The organism is Streptomyces clavuligerus (assembly GCF_005519465.1).
In the GTDB taxonomy this organism is placed as follows: domain Bacteria; phylum Actinomycetota; class Actinomycetes; order Streptomycetales; family Streptomycetaceae; genus Streptomyces; species Streptomyces clavuligerus.
In genome coordinates this window covers 1,754,393-1,778,167 of record NZ_CP027858.1, presented here as the reverse complement: position 1 = coordinate 1,778,167, position 23,775 = coordinate 1,754,393, and the positions used below count along the sequence as shown (strand labels likewise).

The 23,775-nt window shown below is 72.2% G+C and carries 22 protein-coding genes; 9 read left to right on the top strand and 13 right to left on the bottom strand.

The genetic code is table 11. The features are described 5' to 3' along the window. The first annotated feature begins 194 nt into the window (after nt 1–194). Nucleotides 195–521 carry a hypothetical protein gene (locus CRV15_RS07050; RefSeq protein WP_003952404.1) on the top strand — a complete coding sequence of 109 codons (327 nt, stop codon included), beginning with the start codon at nt 195–197 and terminating at the stop codon, nt 519–521. 90 nt (nt 522–611) lie between these two features. On the opposite strand, the gene CRV15_RS07045 is transcribed toward CRV15_RS07050, so the two are convergent. The 7 genes from CRV15_RS07045 to mce form a co-directional block, all read right to left on the bottom strand. Next, nucleotides 612–1,454, bottom strand: a complete 843-nt coding sequence (locus CRV15_RS07045) for an ABC transporter permease (protein WP_003952402.1) — start codon at nt 1,452–1,454, stop codon at nt 612–614. Then, nucleotides 1,451–2,647: an ABC transporter ATP-binding protein gene (locus CRV15_RS07040; protein ID WP_003952401.1), complete on the bottom strand. Its 1,197-nt coding sequence runs from the start codon at nt 2,645–2,647 to the stop codon at nt 1,451–1,453. Before CRV15_RS07040 ends, CRV15_RS07045 begins: the two co-directional genes overlap by 4 nt. A 230-nt stretch (nt 2,648–2,877) precedes the next feature. Continuing rightward, nucleotides 2,878–3,660 (bottom strand): ABC transporter permease, encoded by a 783-nt coding sequence (locus CRV15_RS07035; protein WP_003952400.1) that lies wholly within the window; start codon nt 3,658–3,660, stop codon nt 2,878–2,880. A gap of 3 nt (nt 3,661–3,663) precedes the next feature. Further along, a complete protein-coding gene (locus CRV15_RS07030) occupies nt 3,664–4,674 on the bottom strand; it encodes an ATP-binding cassette domain-containing protein (RefSeq protein ID WP_003952399.1) in 1,011 nt (336 codons plus the stop codon). A 110-nt stretch (nt 4,675–4,784) separates the two neighbouring features. Further along, nucleotides 4,785–5,720, bottom strand: a complete 936-nt coding sequence (locus tag CRV15_RS07025) for a coiled-coil domain-containing protein (RefSeq protein ID WP_003952398.1) — start codon at nt 5,718–5,720, stop codon at nt 4,785–4,787. A 599-nt stretch (nt 5,721–6,319) separates the two neighbouring features. Then, complete coding sequence (gene scy / locus CRV15_RS07020; protein ID WP_009997572.1) at nt 6,320–10,411, bottom strand: polarized growth protein Scy; 4,092 nt, start codon at nt 10,409–10,411, stop codon at nt 6,320–6,322. 167 nt (nt 10,412–10,578) lie between these two features. After that, nucleotides 10,579–11,007, bottom strand: coding sequence for a methylmalonyl-CoA epimerase (gene mce / locus CRV15_RS07015; RefSeq protein ID WP_003952395.1), 429 nt, complete (start codon nt 11,005–11,007; stop codon nt 10,579–10,581). A gap of 147 nt (nt 11,008–11,154) precedes the next feature. Between mce and CRV15_RS07010 the strand changes: the two genes are divergently transcribed. Together CRV15_RS07010 and meaB are read left to right on the top strand one after the other, a co-directional pair. Beyond that, a complete protein-coding gene (locus CRV15_RS07010; RefSeq protein WP_003952394.1) occupies nt 11,155–12,360 on the top strand; it encodes an acetyl-CoA C-acetyltransferase in 1,206 nt (401 codons plus the stop codon). Between the two features lie 52 nt (nt 12,361–12,412). Then, entirely contained in the window at nt 12,413–13,375 is a 963-nt protein-coding gene (meaB, locus tag CRV15_RS07005) for a methylmalonyl Co-A mutase-associated GTPase MeaB (protein ID WP_003952393.1), read from the top strand. Between the two features lie 497 nt (nt 13,376–13,872). On the opposite strand, the gene CRV15_RS07000 is transcribed toward meaB, so the two are convergent. Then, nucleotides 13,873–14,421, bottom strand: a complete 549-nt coding sequence (locus tag CRV15_RS07000) for a PepSY domain-containing protein (protein WP_003952392.1) — start codon at nt 14,419–14,421, stop codon at nt 13,873–13,875. Nucleotides 14,422–14,540: 119 nt separating this feature from the next. Between CRV15_RS07000 and CRV15_RS06995 the strand changes: the two genes are divergently transcribed. Both CRV15_RS06995 and CRV15_RS06990 read left to right on the top strand, forming a co-directional pair. Beyond that, nucleotides 14,541–15,206 (top strand): response regulator transcription factor, encoded by a 666-nt coding sequence (locus CRV15_RS06995; RefSeq protein WP_003952391.1) that lies wholly within the window; start codon nt 14,541–14,543, stop codon nt 15,204–15,206. Next, complete coding sequence (locus CRV15_RS06990) at nt 15,203–16,654, top strand: sensor histidine kinase (protein WP_003952390.1); 1,452 nt, start codon at nt 15,203–15,205, stop codon at nt 16,652–16,654. Before CRV15_RS06995 ends, CRV15_RS06990 begins: the two co-directional genes overlap by 4 nt. 135 nt (nt 16,655–16,789) lie before the next feature. On the opposite strand, the gene CRV15_RS06985 is transcribed toward CRV15_RS06990, so the two are convergent. The 4 genes from CRV15_RS06985 to CRV15_RS06970 form a co-directional block, all read right to left on the bottom strand. Beyond that, complete coding sequence (locus CRV15_RS06985; RefSeq protein WP_003952389.1) at nt 16,790–17,266, bottom strand: MarR family winged helix-turn-helix transcriptional regulator; 477 nt, start codon at nt 17,264–17,266, stop codon at nt 16,790–16,792. A 146-nt stretch (nt 17,267–17,412) separates the two neighbouring features. Then, nucleotides 17,413–18,207, bottom strand: coding sequence for an AIM24 family protein (locus CRV15_RS06980; protein WP_003952388.1), 795 nt, complete (start codon nt 18,205–18,207; stop codon nt 17,413–17,415). Further along, a complete protein-coding gene (locus tag CRV15_RS06975) occupies nt 18,204–18,854 on the bottom strand; it encodes an AIM24 family protein (protein ID WP_003961878.1) in 651 nt (216 codons plus the stop codon). Before CRV15_RS06975 ends, CRV15_RS06980 begins: the two co-directional genes overlap by 4 nt. A gap of 1 nt (nt 18,855) precedes the next feature. Then, nucleotides 18,856–19,494, bottom strand: a complete 639-nt coding sequence (locus CRV15_RS06970; protein WP_044954729.1) for an AIM24 family protein — start codon at nt 19,492–19,494, stop codon at nt 18,856–18,858. Nucleotides 19,495–19,732: 238 nt separating this feature from the next. Between CRV15_RS06970 and CRV15_RS06965 the strand changes: the two genes are divergently transcribed. From CRV15_RS06965 to icmA, 4 genes are all read left to right on the top strand, one after another. Beyond that, entirely contained in the window at nt 19,733–20,077 is a 345-nt protein-coding gene (locus tag CRV15_RS06965; RefSeq protein ID WP_003952384.1) for a DUF3817 domain-containing protein, read from the top strand. A 120-nt stretch (nt 20,078–20,197) separates the two neighbouring features. Further along, nucleotides 20,198–20,707, top strand: coding sequence for a MarR family winged helix-turn-helix transcriptional regulator (locus CRV15_RS06960; RefSeq protein WP_003952383.1), 510 nt, complete (start codon nt 20,198–20,200; stop codon nt 20,705–20,707). 133 nt (nt 20,708–20,840) lie between these two features. Next, nucleotides 20,841–21,167, top strand: a complete 327-nt coding sequence (locus CRV15_RS06955) for a DUF3817 domain-containing protein (protein ID WP_029183050.1) — start codon at nt 20,841–20,843, stop codon at nt 21,165–21,167. Between the two features lie 95 nt (nt 21,168–21,262). After that, nucleotides 21,263–22,963 carry a coenzyme B12-dependent isobutyryl-CoA mutase large subunit gene (gene icmA, locus CRV15_RS06950; protein WP_003952381.1) on the top strand — a complete coding sequence of 567 codons (1,701 nt, stop codon included), beginning with the start codon at nt 21,263–21,265 and terminating at the stop codon, nt 22,961–22,963. A gap of 64 nt (nt 22,964–23,027) precedes the next feature. Here icmA and CRV15_RS06945 read toward each other — a convergent pair whose 3' ends face one another. Next, nucleotides 23,028–23,666 carry a TetR/AcrR family transcriptional regulator gene (locus CRV15_RS06945; protein ID WP_003952379.1) on the bottom strand — a complete coding sequence of 213 codons (639 nt, stop codon included), beginning with the start codon at nt 23,664–23,666 and terminating at the stop codon, nt 23,028–23,030. Nucleotides 23,667–23,775: the final 109 nt, after the last annotated feature.

Here is a 23,775-nt window from a genome sequence, read left to right as displayed (position 1 = left end):
GTCTCTCTTTCCCCCACCGGCACTAACGTCTGACACGTGCCAAGGGCACGGCTCCTCGTGAATCTCTTGCGATTGTCCGGTAACCGCGCCGGTGGGAGGCCCGGTCACCCCGCTCGCGCGGTACGTGTACCCCCGGCGGTGGCCCGTAGGCTGGAGATCCGCACATCGTCTCCGCGCGCCCGTGAGGTGTCCACGTGTCCCCCCGCCGCAACCGCCCCAAGGGCGGTGACCGTTCCCCCGCACACTCCGATGAACCGTCCGACCGCTATGGGGGTTTCGGCCGGACCGAGTCCTGGCAGGGTGAGGACTGGGCCGTGCGCCTGGTGGCTGGTGCGAGCGCCGAGGGGAAGCGCTACCGCTGTCCCGGCTGCGACCAGGAGATCGTGGGCGTACCGCACGTGGTGGCCTGGCCCGAGCACGGCGGTGTGGACGACCGGCGGCACTGGCACAAGGCGTGCTGGAACGCGAAGGACCGCCGCACCACGCGGGTGCAGCGGTCCCGTAACGCGCCGAAGCACTGACCGGGGCCCGGGGCCGGAGTCGGCGCCGAGGCGCTGACCGGGCCGGGGCCGTCGGCCGGTCAGCCCGTCGGCGCGGAGGCCCCTCGGTGCTCAGACATCGCGGCTTTTGAGCACGGCGTAGGCGCTGCCGAGGACGATGGCGGAGATCACCATCATGATGCCCACGGGCTCCCAGCCCTGCGGGCCGCTCTCGCCGGGCACCGAGTCGTAGATCATGACGATCTGGTTGGGGATGGAGTAGTCGAACATCGCCTCCCGCACGCCCTGGAGCGACTCCGCGAACATGAACATCGCGGCCACCAGGGGCAGCAGCACCGCGCCGATCATGAGGGTGATGGCGCCGGCGGAGTGGCGGATCAGCGTGCCGACGGCCAGCGAGAGCAGCCCCAGGAAGGCGAGGTAGAGGCTGACGCCGAGGGTGCCGCGGGCCCACTCCGCACCGCTGGGCGCGGGCGCCCCGGTGATCAGGGAGACCTGGAGCGCGCCCACCACCAGGGTGAGGACGAAGGTCACGGAGAAGACGAGCAGGAAGAACACGAGGGACTTGGCGGCCAGCACCCGGCCCCGGGAGGGGCAGGCGGTCAGCGTGGTCCGGATCATCCCGGTGCCGTACTCCGAGGTGATCGTCAGCACCCCGAGGGTGATCACGCAGACGCTGCTGAGCAGGACGCCGAAGAAGCCGAGGCCGAGGACCGACTGGTCGGCGACGCCCGTCTCGTCCGGGTCGGCGCTGCCGACGATGGCGGCGACCAGGAGACCGAGGCCGAGCATGAGCAGCGCCATGACGCCGAGCGTCCACATGGTGGACCGCACGGATCGGATTTTGGTCCACTCCGAGGCGAGCGCGTCGCCGAGCGTGGCCTTGCGCACCGGGATGGGTGAGGTGTAAGAGGCGCTGAACGCGCCCTGCTGCTGCGGGTACGGGGTCGTCATCGGGGGTCCTCGGACAGGGTCGGGGCGGCGGCGGGAGCGGTGGCCTGCGGCGCCGGCGGCACGACCGGCGGCGCGAGGCGCGGGTCCTGCACCGGGGCGGCGGGCGCGGGAGGCACCGGCGGCACGGCGGCCGTCCGCGTCCCCGGCGCGAACGGGGCCTGGACCCCCTGCGCGGGCGGCGGCGGGGCGTACCAGCCCTGCTGCGGCACCTCGGGAACCTGCGGCGGGGGTGCGAAGCCCGGCCGCGCCTGCTCCATCAGACCGGACTTCTTGTCGTCGGATGAGCGGTAGTCGACGGCGCCCTGCGTCATCCGCATGTACGCCTCCTCCAGCGAGGCCCGGTGCGGCGACAGCTCCCACAGCCGCACCCCGGTCTCATGGGCGAGGTCGCTGATCCGCGGCAGCTCCAGCCCCATCACGCGCAGCGCGCCGTCCGGCTCCGGCATGACCTGCCCGCCCGCCCCGTTCAGCGCGGCGGACAGCTTCTCGCGCAGCGCCGGATCGGTGTCGGGGGTGCGCACCCGTGCGAAGTCGGCCGAGTTCGCCGAGATGAAGTCGGTGACGCTCATGTCCGCGAGGAGCTGACCCCGGCCGATCACTATCAGATGGTCGGCGGTGAGGGCCATCTCACTCATCAGGTGCGAGGAGACGAAGACCGTGCGGCCCTCGGCGGCGAGCTGCTTCATCAGATTGCGGACCCAGAGGATGCCCTCGGGGTCGAGGCCGTTGACGGGCTCGTCGAAGAGCAGCACCTGCGGGTCGCCGAGGAGGGCCGCCGCGATACCGAGCCGCTGGCCCATGCCGAGCGAGAAGCCCTTCGAGCGCTTCCTCGCGACCTCCTGGAGGCCGACCACACCCAGGACCTCGTCCACCCGGCGGGCCGGTATGCCCGAGAGCTGTGCCAGCGACAGCAGGTGGTTGCGGGCGCTGCGCCCGCCGTGCACGGCCTTGGCGTCGAGCAGCGCGCCCACCTGGCGGGGCGCGTTCGGCGTCTGCCGGAACGGGCGTCCGCCGATGGTCACCGTGCCCTCGCTGGGGGTGTCGAGTCCGAGGATCATCCTCATGGTCGTCGACTTGCCGGCACCGTTGGGGCCGAGGAATCCGGTGACGGCACCCGGCCGCACCTGGAAGGAAAGGTTGTGGACGGCCGTCTTGTCGCCATAGCGCTTTGTCAGGCCGACTGCCTCGATCATTCTCCAGCCCCATCGACTTTCGATCGTCGTCGGGGCACACGCCACTGGCCGTACGCCCCCGTAAGTCTAAAGAGGATAACGACCTCCGTTGAGTTCCGGCCACGTGGTAACGCTTTCATCACGATCGCCTGGTGGGGCGGCCCGGGAAAGCGGGGAAACCCGGGGGGATTCCGGGACGATTCCGGGGGGATTCGGGGACGAGAACCAGGGGGAATTCCGTCCCGGTCCTGTCAGGCGTCGCGGTTCCGCAGCACCAGATACGCACCGGCAATCGCGGCCACCACCCACAACGCCATGATCCCGAGACCGCTCCACGGACCGTACGGAGTGTGCGCACTTCCCAGCGCGTCCGGCACCACCTGCATGATTTTCGCGCCCGCCTGATCAGGGAAGTACTGCGCGACCGTCTTCGCCCGGGGTACCGAAGCCAGAATCTGCGAAACCAGGAAGAAGAACGGCATGAGAATGCCGAGTGCCAGCATCGAACTCCGCAGCATGGTGGCGACCGCCATCGAGAACAGCGCGATCAGCCCCATGTAGATCCCCCCGCCGAGCACGGCCCGCAGCACGTTCTCCGCGCCCAGCGTCGTCCGCAGCCCGCTGCCCAGAGCCGCCTGACCGGTGAAGAAGGCCGCGAAACTCGTCGCGAACCCCACCAGCAGCGCGAGCGCCGTCGCCACCGCCAGTTTCCCGAAGAGGAACATCCCGCGCCGCGGCACCGCCGCCAGCGAGGCGCGGATCATGCCGGAGCTGTACTCCGTCCCCACCACCAGCACCCCGAAGACCACCATCGCGAGCTGCCCCAGCACCATGCCCGAGAAGCTCGCGAAGGTCGGGTCGAAGGCGAGCTGCTGCTGCGGGCTCAGCCGCTCGAAGCCCGAGCGGAACAGCGCGCACAGCGCCCCGCCCATCGCCACCGTCACGACGAACGCGCTCACCAGCGTCCACACCGTCGAGGACACCGTACGGATCTTGGTCCACTCCGCCTGGAGCACCGCCGGAACGGAAGACACCGCTCAGCCCTCCCCGCGGTCCGTGCGGCCCCCGGGGCCGCCCCGGCGAAAGTCCTCGCCCCAGCGGGGCCCCCGCGGCCCCGGCGGCGCCGTGGTGGGCCCCTCGGCCGTCCCGTGCGCGTGGTACTCCACCGCGCCTGCCGTCATCCGCATGAACGCCTCCTCCAGCGAGGCCCGCTGCGCGCTCAGCTCGTGCAGGGTGATCCGGTGCTGCGCCGCCAGCTCCCCGAGCCGCTCCGGGGTCGCGCCGTCCACCTCCAGCGTGCCGCCGCCCGCCTCCACCGGGGTGAACCCCGCCGAGCGCAGCACCTCCGTCAGCCGCTCGTGCTCCGGCGAGCGGACCCGGGCATAGCTGCGCGAGTTCTCCTGGATGAACGAGGCCATCGAGGTGTCCGCCAGCAGCCGCCCCTGGCCGATCACGATCAGATGGTCGGCGGTGAGGGCCATCTCGCTCATCAGGTGCGAGGAGACGAAGATCGTCCGCCCCTCCGAGGCGAGCCGCTTCATCAGATGGCGGATCCAGTGGATGCCCTCGGGGTCGAGGCCGTTGACGGGCTCGTCGAAGAGCAGCACCCGCGGATCGCCGAGGAGCGCCGCCGCGATCCCCAGCCGCTGCGCCATGCCCAGCGAGAAGCCCTTCGCCTTCTTGTGCGCCACCGCCGTCAGCCCGACGACGTCCAGCACCTGCCGCACCCGGGCGGTGGGGATGCGGTTCGACTGCGCCAGCCAGAGCAGATGGTGGTACGCGCTCCGCCCGCCGTGCACCGAGCGGGCCTCCAGCAGCGCGCCGATGGCGGTGAGCGGCTCGGCGAGATCCCGGTAGCTCCGGCCGTCGATCCGCACCCGGCCCGCGGTCGGGCGGTCGAGATCGAGCATCATGCGCATGGTGGTGGACTTCCCGGCCCCGTTCGGGCCCAGGAAGCCCGTCACCATCCCGGGTCTGACCCGGAACGAGAGCCGGTCGACGGCGACCTTGGCCCCGAACCGTTTGGTGAGACCGTCCAGCTCGATCATGCGGCCACGCTAAGGGCGCGGAAAGCCCCCCGCCACTGGAGGGACGGGGGGCTTTCCACAGACGTCTCGCCGGGGGGCCCGCAGGGGCGGCCCGGGTGTCGGACGGGTGTTCAGCGGGACTGCTGGGCGGGGACACCGCGCGAGATCTCGTCGTCGACGGGGGAACCGGCGGCGGCCACCGCCGCGCCCGTCAGCGTCGCCAGCATCTCGCGGACGTTGGTCAACTGCGCGTTGATCGAGTCACGGCGGTTGGTGAGCGCCGCCAGCTCGCGCTCCGACTCGCTGCGCACCCGGTCGGCCTTGGCGTTGGCGTCCGCGACGATGTCCTCGGCCTGGCGCTGGGCCGTCTCCACCGTCTGGCGGGCCCGGCGCTCGGCGTCCGTGCGCAGCTTCTCGGCCTCCAGCCGGAGCTGCTCGGCGCGGTGCTCGATCTCCGCGAGCCGCTTCTCCGCCTTCGCCTGACGCGAGGCCAGATCGCGCTCGGACTGCTCGCGCCGCTTGGCGAGGTTGGTCTCGAAGTCCGCCGCCGCCTGCGCGGCCTTGGCCCGGGTCTCCTCGAAGAGCGCGTCCGCCTCCTCCCGCTTGGACTGCGCGTCCTTCTGCGCCTCGGAGCGGAGCTGCTGGGCGTCGCTCTTCGCCTTGTCGACGATGCGGACACCCTCGTCCTCGGCCTTCGCCTTGCGCTCGGCGGCGAACGACTCGGCATCGTTCCGCACCTGCTGAGCAGCGGATTCCGCCAGCTCACGGTGCTGTTCGGCGGCGCGGCGCGCCTCCTCGCGCAGATCCTTCGCCTCCTCCTCGGCCAGCCGGAGGATCTTTTCGACGCGGGCGCCGAGACCGGCGTACGACGGCTCCGACTCGGCCACCTGGGCCTGGGCGTTCTGCGTTTCGAGATGCAGTTCCTCGATGCGCTTTTCCAGAGAGGTGATTCGGGCCAGCGCACTGTCACGGTCGGCGACGAGCTTGGTAATGCGGTCGTCCACCTGGCCGCGGTCGTAACCACGCCGCACGAGCTCGAAGCCGAAGGGGGAGGATGTGTCGCTCATGGGGTTCCTGTCGAAAGAGACCGGTGAGGTGATAGAGGGAATCCTAGGGGCCCGAGCGGCGTGTCATCGAGCGGATGTCGGTTTGATCTGGAGAATGTCCAGCCTTTCGGGTGGCTGGCGCGTGTCTCTCGTATCCTGACGCGTCGTCGGGTCCGCCGGCGGGTGGCGCGCGTCCGCCGATACGGCCGCTCCGGGGCCGTTCCCCGTTCTTTCCGGACTTCTCACCGCTCGTCACCGCGGCCCGCCCGGCGCCCTGTTCCGCGCGGACTCCGTTCCCGTGACGACCGCGCCGCGGCACCGGGCACCGCCCGCGCCCGTCCGTCTCCGCTCCGGACGGGCCGCACCCGGCGCGGCTCAGGGACTTCTGTGACACCTGCGGCTCCCGCGCCGAACCGTCCGGACCCCGCCGGGCAGCCGCCGCACAGATCGCCTTCCCCGATCCCGGCCCGGCACTCCCCGGCTGTTCCCGGGTTCGCCCGAACGCCGCGCCGTCCGTGTGCCGGGTGCGCCGCGCCGGTACGGCACATCCGTACCGGTCCACCGGCGCGCCCCGGGCCCGTCCGGGGACGGCGACCGGAAGGCGGGGGTGCGAGGGGCGGTCAGCCGCCCGACTTGCCGACCGAACGGCCGCCGCCTCCCGCGCCCGCCCTGACACCCGCGCCACCGGAGGGCTTTCCGCCCGCGCCCGGCGCCTCGAAGGTCTCCAGCGCCTCCAGCACGTCCTGCACCCGCGAGATTTCCGTCTGGATGTCCGCCCGGCGGCGCACCAGCACCTCCAGCTCGCGCTGGCCCTCACCGACCAGCCGCTCCGCCTCCGCCTCGGCCTCCGCCCGGATGCGCTCGCCCTGCCGGGTCAGGTCGGCCTTCTTCTGCTCGGCCTCCTTGAGCAGCCCCTCGGCCCGCTTGACCGCGGAGATCCGGACCTTGCTCGCCTCCGCGTCGGCGTCGGACAGCAGCTCCTTGACCTTCGCCCGGGCCTCGGCCTCCTGCGCGGTCGCCGCCTTCATGAGCTGGTCGACCCGCTCACCGGTGGTCTTCATCTGCTCGGCGGTCTCCCTGCGGGCCCGCTCGTGCAACTCCTCGACCTCACTCTCCACCCGGGTCCGCAGCTCCTCGCCGCGCTCCCTTATCGCGGTGGCGTCCCGGCGGGCGCCCACCAGCAGCTCGTCCGCGTCCGTACGGGCCTTCTCCACCAGGGAGTTGCCCTCCACGGTCGCCTCGGCGACCAGCCGCTCCGACTCCTGACGGGCCGCGCCCACCAGCGCGTCGGCCCGCTTCTCGGATTCGAGCGCGGCCCGCACCGCCTCCTCCTGCGCCTTCGCGACCAGCTCGTCTGCCTGCCCGGCGGCGTCCGCGCGCCGCTTGTCCGCGGCCTGCCGCGCCTCGTCCACCAGCCGGTCGGCGGCGTCCTGCGCGTCGGTCCGCATCCGCTCCACGGCCGCGTCCGCGTCCGTCTGCTTCTGCTCGGACTCGGCCCGCATGCGCTCCGCCGCCTGCTGCGCGGCACCCACCGTGTCGGCGGCCTCGGCCCGCAGCCGCTCGGCCTCCGCCCGGGCCTCGTTCAGCAGCCGCTCGGCCTCGCCGCTCGCCTCGGCGACCAGCCGGTCGGCCTGCTCGGCGGCGTCCGTACGGCGCTTGTCGGCGGTCTGCCGGGCCTTGGTGAGCACCTGCTCGCTCTCGGTCCGCACCCGCTCCGCGTCGCTCTGCGCCTCGGCGACGAGCTGATCGGCCTGCTCGGCGGCGTCCGCGCGCCGCTTGTCGGCCGTCTGCCGCGCCTCGTCCAGCACCTGCTGGGCCTCCGCGCGGATCTGGTCGCCCTCCGACGCCGCCTCGCCCATGAGCCGGTCGGCCTGCGCCGCGGCCTCCGAACGGATACGGTTCGCGTCCTCCCGGGCGTCCGCCCGGGTACGGGCCGCGTCCTGGTCGGCCGAGGCCGCCGCGTCGGACGCCTCCGTCCGCATCCGCTGCGCGTACTCCGCGGTGTCCGCGCGCAGCCGCTCGGCGTCCGCGACCGCCTCCGCGCCCACCCGCTCGGCCTCGGCCACGGTCTCCGTGCGCAGCGTCTCCATCTCCGCGATGGTCTCGGCGCGCAGCCGGTCCGCCTCCGTGACCGCGTCCGTGACGGTCTGCTCGGCGAGCGCCTTCGCCGCCTCGGTCTCCTCCGCGGCGCGCGCCCGCAGGGCGGCCACGTCCTCGGCGGCCCGGTCCCGCTCCGCGTGCGCGTCGGAACGCAGCCGGTCGGCCTCGTCCTGCGCCTCAGCCCGGGTCCGCTCCGCCGCGTGCTCCGCGGCCGACCGCAGCCCGGTGATCTCCTCCTCGGCCTGCGCGTGCAGCCCCGAGACCGAGTCCCGGATCTGCCGGGCGCTCTGCTCGGCGGCGGCCACCAGCTCCGCGGCCCGGTTCTCCGCCTCCTCGACCAGCCGGTGCGCCTCGGCCTGCGCCTCCTCGACCCGGCGGCGGGCGGACGCCAGCAGCTCCTCGCTCTGCTCCCGGGCCCGCTCCCGCTCCTCGCCGGCCTCGGCGCGCGCGGACTCCAGGATGCCCTCGGCCTCCCGGCGGCGGCGCTCGGCCTCCTCCCGCGCGGCGGCCAGCGCCTCGGCGGCCTCCGCCCCGACCCGCTCGGCGGCGGCGGCGGCCTCCGCGCGCAGCCGGTCCGCGGTGTCCTGCGCCTCGTTCTTGAGCCGCTCGGCCTCGCTCGCCGCGTCGCTGCGCAGCCGCACCGCCAGGTTCTCCGCCTCGGCGCGGGCCGCGGAGGCGTCGGCGGCGGCCTCGTCGCGCAGCCGGTCGGCCGCCTCGTCGGCCTGCGCCTGGAGGGTACGGACCCGCTCGGCGGCCTCGGCCCGCAGCCGCTCGGTCTCCTCGGCGGCCTCCCGCCGCGTCCGCTCGCCCTCGGCGCGCGCGTCGGTCAGGGTCTGCTCGGCGGCCCGCAGCCGGGCGTCGGTCTCGTCCTGGACCCGGGTGACCTCGGCCGCGGCCTCCTCCTGCCGGACGGCCACCGCGCGCTCGGTCTCCTCGCGCAGCTCCCGGGCGGCGCGCTCGGCGCCCTCCCGGACCCCGGCGGCCTGCTCCTCGGCCTCGGCGTGCAGCCGGTCGGCCTCCTCGCGGCTCCGCTCCAGGGTCTCGTCGGCCTGCCGCCGCAGCGTGCCCGCGCGCTCGGCCGCCTCGGTACGGACCCGTTCGCTGTCCGTCTCCGCCGCCGTCCGCAGCCCGTCGGCGTCGGTCCGTGCCTTCGCGACGATCTCCTCGGCGGAACCGGCCGCCTCCTCGATCTGCTGGACGGCCTCCCGGCGCGCCTCGGTACGGATGCGCTCGCCCTCGGCCACCGCCTCGGACCGGAGCTGCTCGGCCTCGCCGCGCAGCCGCCGCGCCTCCTCCTGGAGCTCGACGGTCCGGGCGCGGTACTCCTTGGTGTCGTCCTTCGCCGCGCCCTTGAGCTGGTCGGCCTGGGCCTCGGCCTCGGTGCGCAGCCGGTCCGCCTCGGCCTGGGCCTCACCGCGGATGCGCTCGGCCTCCTCGCCCGCCGTGGACGTGGTCCCCCGGGCGTCGTCGGACGCCTTGGTGAGGATCTCCTCGGCGGTCCGCGCCGCCTTCGCGAGCTGGGCGGCGGAGTCCTTCGCCGCCTCCGTGCGCGCCTGCTCGGTGGCGGCGGCCACCTGCTTCTCGGTCTCGGTCCTGGCGTCGGCGAGGACCTGCTCGGCCTCCGCCTTCAGCGCCTCGGCCTCGCCGGTGGCCTCGGCGACCAGCCGGGCGATCTCCGCCTTCGCGGTCCGGGTGCGCTGCTCGTTGTCCGACTCGGCGGACGCCAGCCGCTTGGCGGCGGACTCCTTGGCCTCGGACATCACCCGGTCGGCCTCGGTCCGCGCCTCGCGCAGCCGCTCCTCGGCCTCCTGGAAGTGCTGCTCGGCCGTCCGGTTCAGCTCGGTGGCCCGGGTCCGGACCTGCTCGGCCTCGGTGGCGGTGGTGGTGCGGAGCTGCTCGGCGTGGGCGGCGGCCTCCTGCGCCTGGCCGGAGGCCGCGTTCAGCAGCCGCTCGGCGTCCTTGCGGGCGCGCAGCAGGATCGACTCGGCCTCGGCGCGGGCGGCCTCGGCCTCCCCGTTCACCCGTCTGCGGGTCTCGTCGGAGAGCCGCTGGGACTCGGCACGGGCCTGGGAGACGGCCTGCTCGGCCTCGGTCCTGGACTCGTCGAGCAGTCTGCGGGCCTGCGACTCGGTCCGGGTCCGGAGCTGCTCGGCCCAGGCCACGTTCTCGTTGACGTGCGCCTCGACGGTGCGGCGGCGCTCCGCCAGCTCCTGGTCGAGCCGCTGTCGGCGCTGGTTCGCCTCGGTGTGCAGCTCGGCCTGGAGCCGGGCCTGGTGCTCGGCGTGCTCCTGGAGGATGCGCTGGGTCTGGGCGCGGGCCTCCCGCAGCTCCCGCTCGGCGTCCTGCCGCATCTGGTCGGCCTGCGCCTGCGCGTTCCGCAGCATCTGCTCGGTCTGATACCCGAGGTCGGCGCTGTCGTAGGCGGGACGCGCCGCGAGGCTGCGGCGCGCCTCATGGAGCTTGGCGCGCAACACCTCGACCTGGTAGCCGAGGTCCTCGGCGTGCTGGACGGCCTTCTCCCGCTCGGTCTTCAGCCGGTCCATCTCGGCTTCGAACCGCGAGAGGTGGTCGTCGTCAGCTCGGTGGCTCTCCTGGCGTTCGTAGCCCCGCACTGCGCGGTCCCATCCGTCCCCTGGTCGCAACTGACTCCACACAAGCGCCGTTCGCGTACGAACGGCTCCCCGGGGAATGGTGACAGATCGAAATGAGAGGACGCGGCGCGGCCCCGACCCGGCCCCGGCCCGGAATCGCCCACTCTACCGGGCCGGGAATCGTGAGGTCAGTGCTCTGTTGCAGAGGTGACGAGTTCCGTGAGGACCCCATGACAGTCCTTGGGGTGCAGAAAGGTGATTCTGGACCCCATGGAACCCGTCTTCGGGGTGTCGTAGAGAACCCGGACTCCCTTGCTCCGAATGGATTGGGCGTCCCCGTCGACATCCGCCGTGCCGAAGGCGATGTGATGAACGCCCTCCCCGTTCTTCGCCAGCCACGTGGCCACGGTGGAGTCCTTCCGCACCGGCTGGAGCAGCTGGATGTACGAGGAGCCGCCGTCCGATGTGCCGTTGATCCGGAGCATGGCCTCCCGTACCCCCTGCTCCTCGTTGACCTCCGTGTGGAAGACCTCGAAGCCGTAGGTGGACCGGTAGAACTCCACAGTTGTGTCGAGGTCGTGACACGCGATCCCGATGTGGTCGATTCTTGTCAGCATCCGCCCAGTGCAACCGGGGCGGAAGGACGACGCAAGGTGCGCGCGATCACACTCTCCGCCCGGTGACCCCCGGCGGTACCGCTCAGTACATTTGAAGTAAACCCTCGTTCACTCATCGGCCGGGCGGCCGGTAAGGGGATCGTGCTCATGTCTGGAACGACCGGTACCACCTCCGTGATCGTCGCGGGTGCGCGGACGCCCATGGGGCGGCTGCTGGGCTCGCTGAAGTCCTTCTCCGGCGCCGACCTCGGTGCCTTCGCCATCAGGGCGGCGCTGGAGCGGGCCGGGGTCGAACCCGGGCAGGTGGAGTACGTGATCATGGGCCAGGTGCTCCAGGCGGGCGCCGGGCAGATCCCGGCCCGCCAGGCCGCGGTCCGTGCGGGTATCCCGATGTCCGTCCCCGCGCTCACCGTCAACAAGGTCTGTCTCTCCGGCCTCGACGCCGTCGCCCTGGCGGACCAGCTCATCCGCGCGGGTGAGTTCGACATCGTCGTCGCGGGCGGCCAGGAGTCCATGACCAACGCCCCGCATCTGCTGCCGAAGTCCCGCGAGGGGTTCAAGTACGGCGCCGTCGAGATGCTGGACTCCATGGCGTACGACGGCCTCACCGACGCCTTCGACAACATCGCGATGGGCGAGTCCACCGAGCACCACAACACCCGGCTCGGCATCGGCCGCGCCGAGCAGGACGAGATCGCCGCGCTCTCCCACCAGCGGGCCGCCGCCGCGCAGAAGAACGGGATCTTCGAGGCGGAGATCACCCCCGTGGAGATCCCGCAGCGCAAGGGCGAGCCCGTCGTGTGCGACCGGGACGAGGGCATCCGCCCCGAGACCACGGTGGAGAGCCTGGCCCGGCTGCGGCCCGCCTTCAGCGCCGACGGCACGATCACCGCCGGGTCCTCCTCGCAGATCTCCGACGGCGCCGCCGCCGTCGTGGTGATGAGCCGGGCCAAGGCCGAGGAACTGGGTCTGGAGTGGATCGCCGAGATCGGCGCCCACGGCAATGTGGCGGGCCCGGACAACTCGCTCCAGTCCCAGCCGTCCAACGCGATCCTGCACGCGCTCCGCAAGGAGGGCATCGACATCGCCGACCTCGACCTCATTGAGATCAACGAGGCGTTCGCCGCCGTCGCCGTGCAGTCCGTGAAAGATCTGGGCGTGTCACTCGAAAGGGTGAACGTCAACGGCGGGGCGATCGCGCTCGGTCATCCCATCGGCATGTCCGGGGCCCGGCTCGTCCTCCATCTGGCGCTGGAGCTGAAGCGGCGCGGCGGCGGGGTGGGCGCGGCGGCGCTGTGCGGCGGCGGCGGACAGGGCGACGCGCTGATCCTCCGGGTGCCGGCCCAGGGCTGAGCCGCCCCGGCCACCCCGCACGGATCTGTTCGGAGAAAGAGGAGCGGCATTCATGGTGGACGTCCCAGAGCTGGTCGCCCAGGCACGGGAGGGCAGGCCCCGGGCCGTGGCCCGGCTGATCTCCCTGGTGGAGGGGGCGTCCCCGCAGCTCCGTGAGGTGATGGCGGCGCTGTCCCCGCTGACCGGCGGGGCCTTCGTCATCGGGCTCACCGGCTCCCCCGGAGTGGGCAAGTCCACCACCACGTCGGCCCTGGTCACCGCGTACCGCAAGGCCGGGAAACGGGTGGGGGTGCTGGCCGTCGACCCGTCCTCGCCCTTCTCCGGCGGCGCCCTCCTCGGCGACCGGGTCCGGATGTCCGAGCACGCGTCCGACCCGGGGGTCTACATCCGCTCCATGGCCACCCGGGGGCATCTCGGGGGGCTCGCCTGGGCCGCCCCCCAGGCCATCCGGGTCCTGGACGCGGCGGGCTGCGAGGTGATCCTCGTGGAGACCGTCGGGGTCGGCCAGTCCGAGGTGGAGATCGCGGCCCAGGCCGACACCTGCGCGGTGCTGCTCGCGCCCGGGATGGGGGACGGAATCCAGGCCGCGAAGGCGGGAATCCTGGAGATCGGCGACATCTACGCGGTGAACAAGGCGGACCGGGAGGGCGCCGACGCCACCGCGCGCGAGCTGAACCACATGCTCGGGCTCGGGGAGGCGCGGGGGCCGGGGGACTGGCGTCCGCCGATCGTCAGGACGGTGGCGGCGCGGGGGGAAGGGATCGACCAGCTCGTCGAGGCGGTCGAGAAGCACCGGGCGTGGATGGAGGAGCACGGCGCGCTCACCGCCCGGCGGGTCCGGCGCGCCGCCGCCGAGATCGAGACCATCGCCGTCACCGCTCTGCGCACACGGCTTGCCGATGTCCACGGTGACCGCCGGTTGGCGGCTCTGGCGAGCCGGGTCGTCGCGGGGGATATTGATCCGTATCGGGCGTCGGATGCGTTTCTTGCCGATTTGACGGGGGTGGGGGGCTGACCCGGATCAGCCTTCGGGGGGTGCCCGAAATCCGGCCCCGTGGGGGTGGCCCGCACACATTCAGCCTCGTGGGGGTGCCCCCTCTGGGGGAGGTTGCCCCGCGCACATTCAGCCTCGCCGGCGATTGAGGCGCGGGGGTTCGGGGGCTGGCCCCCGACAACGGGCCCGCGCGGGGGGCCGTCGGCTTACGCGTCAGCCTTGCGTTGGTGCGGGGTCCGTCCTCAAACGCCGGACAGGCTGATTTTGTGCGGGTTCGCCTGTGCCCCGGGGGGCGGGGCGCGGGCGGACCGTCAGGTGCGGGATGTGGGGGCCTCCGGGCTCGACTCCTCAGGGCCGGCAGACCGGACGTCCGTCGTCCGGGCGCGGGCGGTTCTCCGCCGGTCCCTTCCGGGGACGACCCTGCACCCCCCACCGGCAGGGACCAGCCCGTCCGGTGCGGGAAGGGGGGGCACAGTCCCCTCTCGGGGGGAGAGGCAGGGGCGATCGTGCGTCGCGGGTCAGTCGTTGTCGCGGTCGTCGTCGTCGGTGTCGTCCGCGTCGTCCGCCGGAGCGGCCGACGCCTTGCCGGTCGTCGCGTCCACGTGGACATCGTGCTCGGTGCCGTCCTCCGCACGGACCTCGACCTCCCAGCGGCCGTCCTCGAACTCCACATCGGTGACGGTGCCGGCCTGGAGAGCGACCGCGGCGGACGCGGCCCGCTCGGCGTCGACCTTGGTGCCCTGTGCGGGCACGTCGTCGCGGTCGGCGGCGTCGTCGGCGTCGTCACGGTCGTCCCGCTCCACGCCCACGACCTCGCCGTTCTTCGCGTCGACGCGCACCTCGTGGCCCTTGTCCTTGCCGTCGGCGATCTCGATCTCCCACACGCCGTCGTCCAGGCTCACCGACCCCACCGTGCCGGAGCGCTCCTTCAGCGCGGTGTTCACCGCGTCGGACGAGGAGATCTTCGGCTTCACCGGCTTGTCGTCGGCCGAGGCGGCGACGGCGGTGACCGTACCGCCGGCGAGCAGGGCGGCGACGGCGGCGGAGATGACGAACTTGCGCTTCATGGGGGGCCTCCGGTGAGGGGCTCGGTTGTGGTGACGGGAACCAATCTCGCCGGGGGATGCTGAACACAACCTGAAGCCACCTGAAGCGATCTTCAGCTTCGGTTTGGGACCCTGGGCGCATGCGTTTGTTGATCGTGGAGGACGAGAAGCGGCTCGCGCTCTCGCTGGCCCGGGGGCTGACCGCCGAGGGCTACGCCGTCGATGTGGTGCACGACGGCCTCGAAGGGCTGCACATGGCCTCCGAGGGCGTCCACGACCTGGTCATTCTCGACATCATGCTGCCCGGTATGAACGGCTACCGCGTCTGCGCCGCGCTGCGCGCCGCGGGCCACGACATGCCGATCCTCATGCTGACCGCGAAGGACGGCGAGTACGACGAGGCCGAGGGCCTGGACACCGGCGCCGACGACTATCTGACCAAGCCGTTCTCGTATGTCGTCCTCGTCGCCCGGGTCAAGGCCCTGCTGCGCCGCCGGGGCCGCGCCGGGGGCTCCCCGGTGCTCGCCGTCGGCGATCTGCGCGTCGACACCGCCGCCCGCCGGGTCTTCGTGGGCGAGACCGAGACGACCCTGACCGCGAAGGAGTTCGCCGTCCTGGAACAGCTCGCGGTCCGCGCGGGCGACGTCGTCAGCAAGGCGCAGATCCTGGAGCACGTCTGGGACTTCGCCTATGACGGCGACCCCAACATCATCGAGGTCTACATCAGCTCCCTGCGCCGCAAGCTCGGCGCCCCCCGTATCCAGACCGTGCGCGGCGCGGGCTACCGGCTGGTGGCCGCGCCATGAGATCCGTACGGGCGAAGGCCACCGTCGGCGCCACCCTCGTCGTCGCGGTCGCCCTGATCGCGGCGGGGCTCTCCGTCCTGCTGCTGCTGCGCCAGAACCTGGAGCAGCAGGCAGCGCTCGAAGCCGAGGTCACCGCGCGGGAGACCGCCTCGCGGTACGCGCTCGGCCAGGAGCTGGATCTGTCGGACGCGGAGGAGCGGCCGATCCAGATCGTGGACGAGAACGGGTGCGTGGTCGCGGCCAGCCCCGGCCTGGAGCGGATCTCCGGCACCGGGAGCGGCGCCGTGACGGCGCAGCGGTGCCCGCCGCCCGGCCAGGACGGTGAGGACACCGCCGACGGCGACGGCGCGTCCGACGAGGCCGACGACGCCGACGGGCCCGACGAGACCGACGAGCCCGATCCGGGCCAGGTGTCGCCGGGCCGCCCCGGGACCGTCACCGGCAGCGCCACCGTCAACGGCGACACCGCCCGTTACCGCTTCGCCGCCGTCGAGGCCACCAGCGGCGAGAGCGATGTCACCGTCACCGTCTGGGCGGGTGCCCCGCTGACGACGGAGGAGAACGCCGTCGGCACCGTCCGCGACGCCATGCTGGTCGGTCTGCCGGCGCTGCTGCTGGTGGTCGCGGCGGTGACCTGGCTGGTGACGAGCAGGGCGCTGCGGCCGGTCGAGGGCATCCGCCGGGAGATGGAGGCCATCACCCACAGCGAGGACCTGTCCCGCCGGGTGCCGGAGCCGGACACCCGGGACGAGGTGGCCCTGCTGGCCCGGACCACCAATGAGACGCTGACCGCGCTGGAGGCGTCCGTGGAGCGGCAGCGCCGGTTCGTCGCCGACGCCTCGCACGAACTGCGCAGCCCCATCGCCTCGCTCCGCACCCAGCTCGAAGTGGGCGCGGCCCACCCGGAGTTGCTGGACGTCCCGGGCGCGGTGGCGGACACCGTGCGGCTTCAGCAGCTCGCCGCCGATCTGCTGCTGCTGGCGCGTCTCGACGCGGGGGAGCGGCCCGCGCCCGCCCGGGTCGACCTCGGGGCGCTGGCGCGGGAGGAGGTCTCCCAGCGGAGCGGGGACACGGTCCCGGTGGCGGTGACGGCGGCGGAGGGCCTGGAGGTGAACGGTTCGCGGTCCCAGCTCGCCCGTGTGCTCGGCAATCTGCTGGACAACGCCCAGCGGCACGCCCGTGCCTCGGTCGCGGTGACGGTGCGCTCCGAGGGCCGCGATGTGGTGGTGGAGGTCGCCGACGACGGCGAGGGGGTCCCGGAGGCGGAACGGGAACGGATCTTCGAGCGGTTCGTCCGGCTCGACGACGCCCGTACCCGGGACGAGGGAGGGGCCGGACTCGGGCTCGCCATCGCCCGGGACGTGGCCGTACGGCACGGTGGTGGGCTCACCGTCGCTGCCGCCGGGGCGGGCGGGGCGCTCTTCCGGCTGCGGCTGCCCGCCGCCTGACGCGTCCATGGACCGCGTCCAAGGGCGAGGAGCCCGATTCGCCTTCGACTCACCGGCCAACGGGGTGGGGCCCGGCCTCCGGACCGCTGACCCGAGGGTGGTGCCTGTGGCCCGCGCGGGCCACAGGCGTCCGGGTCAGCCCTTGGCGCGCCGTCCGCGCAGATGCTCGGCGACGGGCTCCAGGGACTGCCGCAGATCCGCCAGCGCCTCGGGGGCCATCAGATCGATGAAGTGCTTCCGCACGGAGGCCACATGGTGCGGGGCGACCTTCCGCATGGTCGTCGTGCCGTGCTCGGTGAGGACGGCGTACAGGCCGCGCCGGTCCGACTCGCAGTTCTCCCGGCGGACCAGACCCGCGCTCTCCATGCGGGTGATCTGGTGGGACAGTCGGCTCTTCGACTGGAGGGTGGCCGCGGCGAGGTCGCTCATCCGCATCCGGTGCTCCGGCGACTCCGAGAGATTCACCAGGATCTCGTAGTCGTTGTTGGTCAGGCCGAACGGCTGGAGGTCCTTCTCAAGCTGGTGCATCAGCAGTCTGCTGACATCCAGATGGGTGCGCCAGGTGCACTGCTCGTCATCGGTCAGCCAGCGCGTGGCCGTCTCGGTCTCCATATATGGATTCTACCTAAGAAGTTGAATTGCGGACGAAGCCTGGACTGTGACCCCGGGCACCCATGACAGCGGGGCCGCCCGGTGGTCCGATGTCCGCAGCGTACTGGGGGCGCAGACGTTCGACGTCACACTCCGCAGACTACCGCTCACAGGCCGAAGCGACGTTGGAGATCCCCGAGCTGGCCGGGCAGGCGCGGGGTGGAGCCGTGTTGACCGGAGCCCGTCGTGCTCCCCGGTGAGCCCCGGCGTGCGCCGGGGATGCCCGCCTCCTCGGGCGGCGCCCCCGTGGCCACCTCGTCCAGCACCTTCTCGGTCGACTGGAGCAGCACCGTCCCGGCGCCCACGAACTCGAACTGGTGCTCCTCGCCGGAGACCCCGCCGAGCCCCGTCAGCGTCCGCAGCCCTCCGATCACTCCGGTCTTGTAGCCGTGGTCGTAGTGGTGGCACGGCGAGGGGCAGTCGGCCCACCCCACCAGCGCCTGCGGGTCCACCCGGAGCGGCGGTTCGAGGAAGACCACCGGGCCGTTCGACACGGCGACGAACTTCCCCGTCCCGAGCAGGGTCAGAAAGCCGGGCACGATCGACTGCTTCAGCGCCAGCGAGGGCTGGTACGCCAGCAGGTTCCCCGATCTGATCGTCAGGTTCCCGTCGTCGAGGTCGAAGGAGTTCACATCGAACGCGCGGTCCGCGAGCAGCATCTTCCCGCTGCCCTCCGCCACCACCCAGTCACCCGCGTGCAGCGGGGAGTGGAAGGAGGTCCGCAGCAGCGCGTCGAAACGGCCGTGCCCGATGCCGTTGAAGTCGATCCGCCCGTAGTAGGCGATCATCTTCCCCTTCTGGAGGAACCACTGCTCGCCCTTCAACTCCACACAGAAGGTGTACGGGTTGACGTTGTCGTCACTCGGCAGAGTCAGGGGGTCGTATGCGACGGGCCCGCTCACAGCTTCTCCTCCGATGCCTGGACATACACCGCGCCACTGCCGCTCAGCTCCAACTGGAACGCCTCGCCCGAGCCGCGTCCCACCATGTCCCGCCAGCCGAGCGCGGTGGACAGCTTGTTCTGTACATCGCCGTGGTGGGCGACGTACGCCTGCGGGTCGACATGGACCGGACGCCCGGGGACGATCGGCAGCTCGATCACGCCGCCGTGCGCCATCACCGCCGCCGAACCATGGCCGCTCAGCGTGGTCGTGAACAGCCCCTGCCCGCTGACCTGGCCGCGCACCAGCCCCATGACCCCGCCCTGGGAGCCCAGGAAGAGAGTGCCCTGGCTCAGGGTGCCGTCGAAGGCCAGCAGCCGGTCCGCCTCCACACAGAGGGTGTCGCCGGTCAGCCCGATGAGCTGCACATGGTGGCCGCCGTGGCCGAACATCACCGTGCCGCTGCCCTCCACCGTCATCATCGGCGTGGCCTCGCCCGCGACCCTGCGGCCGACCATCGACATCAGCCCGCCCCGGCCGCCCACGCTGTTCGGCGTGAACGAGACCTCGCCCCGGTACGCGAGCATCGCGCCGCGCTGGCTGTACAGCTTCTGGCCGGGTGCCACGGTGGCCTCGACCATACGGGAGTTGATCTCACGGAACGGCATCTCAGGCATCCCCCCCGACGGTGATCCGCTCACTCGGCTGGACATAGACCAGCCCGTCGCCCTCGAAGCGGATCTGGAACGCCTCGCCGCCGCCCTCCCCGACGAACGAGCGGAACGTCACCCCGGACTGGAACTTCTGCCGCAGATCCCCCTGGTGGGCTATGTAGGCGCCGGGGTCCACCGACAGCGGGTACTGCGGTGTCACCCGCAGCAGCACCGCCGGGCCGTCGGACATGATCGCCACCTGGCCGCTGCCCTCCACCGTCGTGGTGAAGAGCCCCTGGCCGCTCGCCCCGCCGCGCAGCCCGGTGAAGCTGGTGCCGGTGCGCAGCGAGCCCTCGGCGCACAGCAGATTGGTCGATTCCACGAAGAGCTTGTCCCCGTCAAGACCGACCAGGTTGATCTCGGTCGCGCGGTCGGCGAACCAGCAGGTGCCCTGTCCCTTGACCTCCATCACCTCCATCTGCTCCCCGGTGATCCGGCGGGTGACCATCCCCCGGACGCCCTCACCCCCGCCGGACAGCTTCTTGAAGGCCATCCGGCCGTCGTACGCGACCATCGAGCCGTTCTTCGCCTTGACGGCGTCGCCGGTCAGGTCGACCGCGAGCACCTTGCTCCCCTGGAGCCGGAACGTTGCCACGGAGCGACGGTAGCCGCCGCGCCACCGGCACGACAGGGCCTGTGGACAACCGCGCGGCCCCCGGCGCGCGCCGGAGGGCCCGTACACGAGTCACCCAGGAGCCGGGCCGGGGGCGGGCCGGAGCCGACCCCGGACAAAGGCTTGGCAAAGACGCCTGCCACAATGGCGGACGGTGTTTGTGAGCGTATTCACAAAGATCGACATCCCGTCGCCCCCCGCCGTACCAGAAGGTGCCACCGTGGACATCAAGACCGCCTCGTCCCTCCACCGCCTCCGGCTGATCTCCGCCCCGGAGGCCGTCTCCTTCATCCTGCTGCTGATCGCCTCGGTGCTGAAGCGCACGACGGAGTTCAACGCCGTCCCGGCGCTCGGGATGATCCACGGCATTCTCTTCGTGATCTACGTGCTCTTCTGGGCGGACGCCTGGAACCGCACCAAGTGGGACCTGAAGACGGCCGCCCTCTACTTCGTTCTCTCGGTGCTGCCCTTCGGCGGCTTCGTCGCCGAGCGCAAGCTGAAGCGCGCCGCCGACGACGAGGTGATCGCCGCCCGTGCCCGTCGCGAGGGCGTCGTCGAGGCCTGAGCCGGGTCCCTGGTGGGCGGGGTGCCGGGGGACCGGCCGGCCCCGCCCGGCGGCGTCGGCCGCCCGACCGATGGGCGAGACGGGGCTGCCCGCCCGATGTCCGCTCGGTAGGGTCGGCGTGTGTCCAAGCCGCTCAGCCTGCCCTTCGACCCGATCGCCCGCGCCGATGAGCTGTGGCGGCGGCGCTGGGGCCCCGTGCCCTCCATGGCCGCCATCACCTCGATCATGCGCGCGCACCAGATCCTGCTCGCCGAGGTGGACGCCGTCGTCAAGCCGTACGGGCTGACCTTCGCGCGGTACGAGGCACTGGTGCTGCTCACCTTCTCCCAGGCGGGCGAGTTGCCGATGTCCAAGATCGGTGAGCGGCTGATGGTGCACCCCACCTCCGTCACCAACACCGTCGACCGGCTGGTCCGGTCCGGTCTGATGGACAAGCGGCCCAACCCCAACGACGGGCGCGGCACCCTCGCGAGCATCACCCCCAAGGGGCGGGAGGTGGTGGAGTCGGCGACCCGCGATCTGATGGCGATGGACTTCGGTCTGGGCGCCTATGACGCGGAGGAGTGCGCCGAGATCTTCGCCATGCTCCGCCCGCTGCGGGTGGCCGCCCGCGACTTCGAGGAGCGATAGCCCCCGTCGCGCCGGACGGGGCGGCTCCGCGTCCGGGCGGCGGTCCGCGGCCTCTCGGTCCCCCGCCTTTTCCGTCCGTTTCCGCACCACCCCGGCGGCGGTGCGCCTCTCACTCCCGGTTACGCTCATGCCCATGAAACAGACCGTGCTGACCCGCTACCGCGTGATGGCGTACATCACCGCCGTCTGGCTGCTCGTGTTCACCGCGGCCATCGTCGCCAAGTACGGCTTCAACACCGGCGACACCATGGTGATCTCCCAGATCCACGGTGTGCTCTTCATCCTCTATGTCATCTTCGCCTTCGACCTCGGCTCCAAGGCGAAGTGGTCCTTCGGCAAGCTGCTGTGGGTGCTGGCGGCCGGCTGCATCCCCGTGGCGTCGTTCTTCGTCGAACCGAAGATCTCCCGCGAGGTTGCCGCTCTGATCACGGACAGTGACGCCGCCGCGGCGCAGGTCTGAGGGCGCCGGCGCCCACGAGTGACAGGCCGCCGCGGATCCGTTCCGCGGCGGCTTTCTCATCGACATTTACTAGGACGTCCTAGTAAATTTGAAGCATGGACGCTGACGCCATTGAGGAGGGCCGCCGCCGCTGGCAGGCCCGCTACGACCGGGCCCGCAAGCGTGAAGCGGACTTCACCACGCTCTCGGGCGACCCGGTCGACCCGGTCTACGGGCCCCGGCCGGGCGATGTGTACGAGGGGTTCGAGCGCATCGGCTGGCCCGGCGCGTACCCGTTCACCCGGGGACTCCACGCCACCGGCTACCGGGGCCGCACCTGGACCATCCGCCAGTTCGCGGGCTTCGGGAACGCCGAGCAGACCAACGAGCGGTACAAGATGATCCTGGCCGCGGGCGGCGGCGGGCTCTCCGTCGCCTTCGACATGCCCACCCTGATGGGCCGGGACTCCGACGATCCCCACTCCCTCGGCGAGGTCGGCCACTGCGGGGTCGCGATCGACTCCGCCGCCGACATGGAGGTGCTCTTCCGGGACATCCCCCTGGGCGATGTCACCACCTCGATGACCATCAGCGGCCCGGCCGTCCCCGTCTTCTGCATGTACCTCGTGGCGGCCGAGCGCCAGGGCGTCGACCCCGCCGTGCTCAACGGGACCCTTCAGACGGACATCTTCAAGGAGTACATCGCCCAGAAGGAGTGGCTCTTCCCGCCCGAGCCGCATCTGCGGCTCATCGGCGACCTCATGGAGCACTGCGCCCGCTCCATCCCCGCGTACAAGCCGCTCTCGGTCTCCGGGTACCACATCCGCGAGGCCGGTTCCACGGCCGCGCAGGAGCTGGCGTACACCCTCGCCGACGGCTTCGGCTATGTGGAGCTGGGCCTCAGCCGGGGGCTCGACGTCGACGCGTTCGCCCCGGGGCTCTCGTTCTTCTTCGACGCCCATGTCGACTTCTTCGAGGAGATCGCCAAATTCCGGGCGGCCCGGCGGATCTGGGCCCGCTGGATGCGCGAGGTGTACGGGGCGAAGCAGGAGAAGTCGCAGTGGCTGCGCTTCCACACCCAGACGGCCGGGGTCTCGCTCACCGCCCAGCAGCCCTACAACAACGTGGTGCGCACGGCGGTCGAGGCCCTGGCGGCGGTCCTCGGCGGCACCAACTCCCTGCACACCAACGCCCTGGACGAGACGCTGGCGCTGCCCAGCGAGCAGGCGGCGGAGATCGCGCTCCGTACCCAGCAGGTGCTGATGGAGGAGACCGGTGTCGCCCATGTCGCCGACCCGCTCGGCGGCTCCTGGTACGTGGAACAGCTCACGGACCGGATCGAGGCCGAGGCCGAGGCGATCTTCGAGAGGATCAAGGACCGCGGGGCGCTGGTCCACCCCGACGGCCGCCACCCCATCGGCCCGATCACCTCGGGCATCCTGCGCGGGATCGAGGACGGCTGGTTCACCGGGGAGATCGCCGAGGCGGCCTTCCGCTATCAGCAGGCGCTGGAGAAGGGCGACAAGAAGGTCGTCGGGGTCAACGCCCACCTGGGATCGGTCACCGGCGATCTGGAGATCCTGCGGGTCAGCCACGAGGTCGAACGCGAACAGGTGCGGACCCTCGCCGCCCGCAGGGCCGCCCGCGACGACACCCGGGTGCGCTCCGCGCTGGACGCGATGCTGGCCGCCGCCCGGGACGGCTCCAACATGGTCGCCCCGATGCTGGACGCGGTCCGCGCGGAGGCCACCCTCGGCGAGATCTGCGACGCCCTGCGGGACGAATGGGGCATCTACATCGAGCCGCCGGGCTTCTAGAGGGACAGGTGCCCGGCGGGAGGAGGGGCCGGCGGGAGGGGTGTCTGGAGAGCGGGAGGGGTGCCTAGAGGGAACCGATGCCGCTCAGCAGCAGCCGGGTGAAGCGGCGGGCCCAGGCCGGGTCCACCGGTTCCGCGCTGACCAGGGCGCGGTGGACGACCGCGCCCGCGATCACGTCGAAGATCAGGTCGGCATTGCGGGCGGCAGACGCCGTGTCCTCCTCGTACGGGAGTTCGCCGCGCGCCTGCGCCCGCGCGCGGCCCTCCAGGACCAGACACTTCTGCCGGTCCACGATCGCCGAGCGGATGCGCCCGCGCAGGGCCTCGTCCCGGGTGGCCTCGGCGACCACCGCCATCAGCGAGGTCCGCGTCTCCGGCCGCTCCAGGAGCGCGGCCAGACGGAGCACCATCTCCTCCACATCGGCGGGCAGGCTGCCCAGATCGGGCAGGGCCAGCTCGTCGAAGAGGGCGGCGACCGCGTCGACCACCAGTTCGCTCTTCCCCGTCCAGCGCCGGTAGAGCGTGGTCTTCGCCACCCCCGCACGGGTGGCCACATCGCCCATGGTCAGTTTGGACCAGCCCCGTTCGACCAGGGCCGCCCGGGTCGCGTCCAGGATCGCGCGGTCCGCCTCCGCGCTGCGCGGGCGCCCCGTGCGGCCGTTGGGCGCGCCGGGGTGAGGGTCGCTGTGCATGACGGCGACCATACCGGCGGGTAGCCGCGGCGCTGTGAGCCAGTTCACGCGGTGGAGCTTCCGTGCCCTGGGGGAGCGGAGTTACGCTACGGGGCGTAGCGAAAGCCCTGAGTGGCCGAGC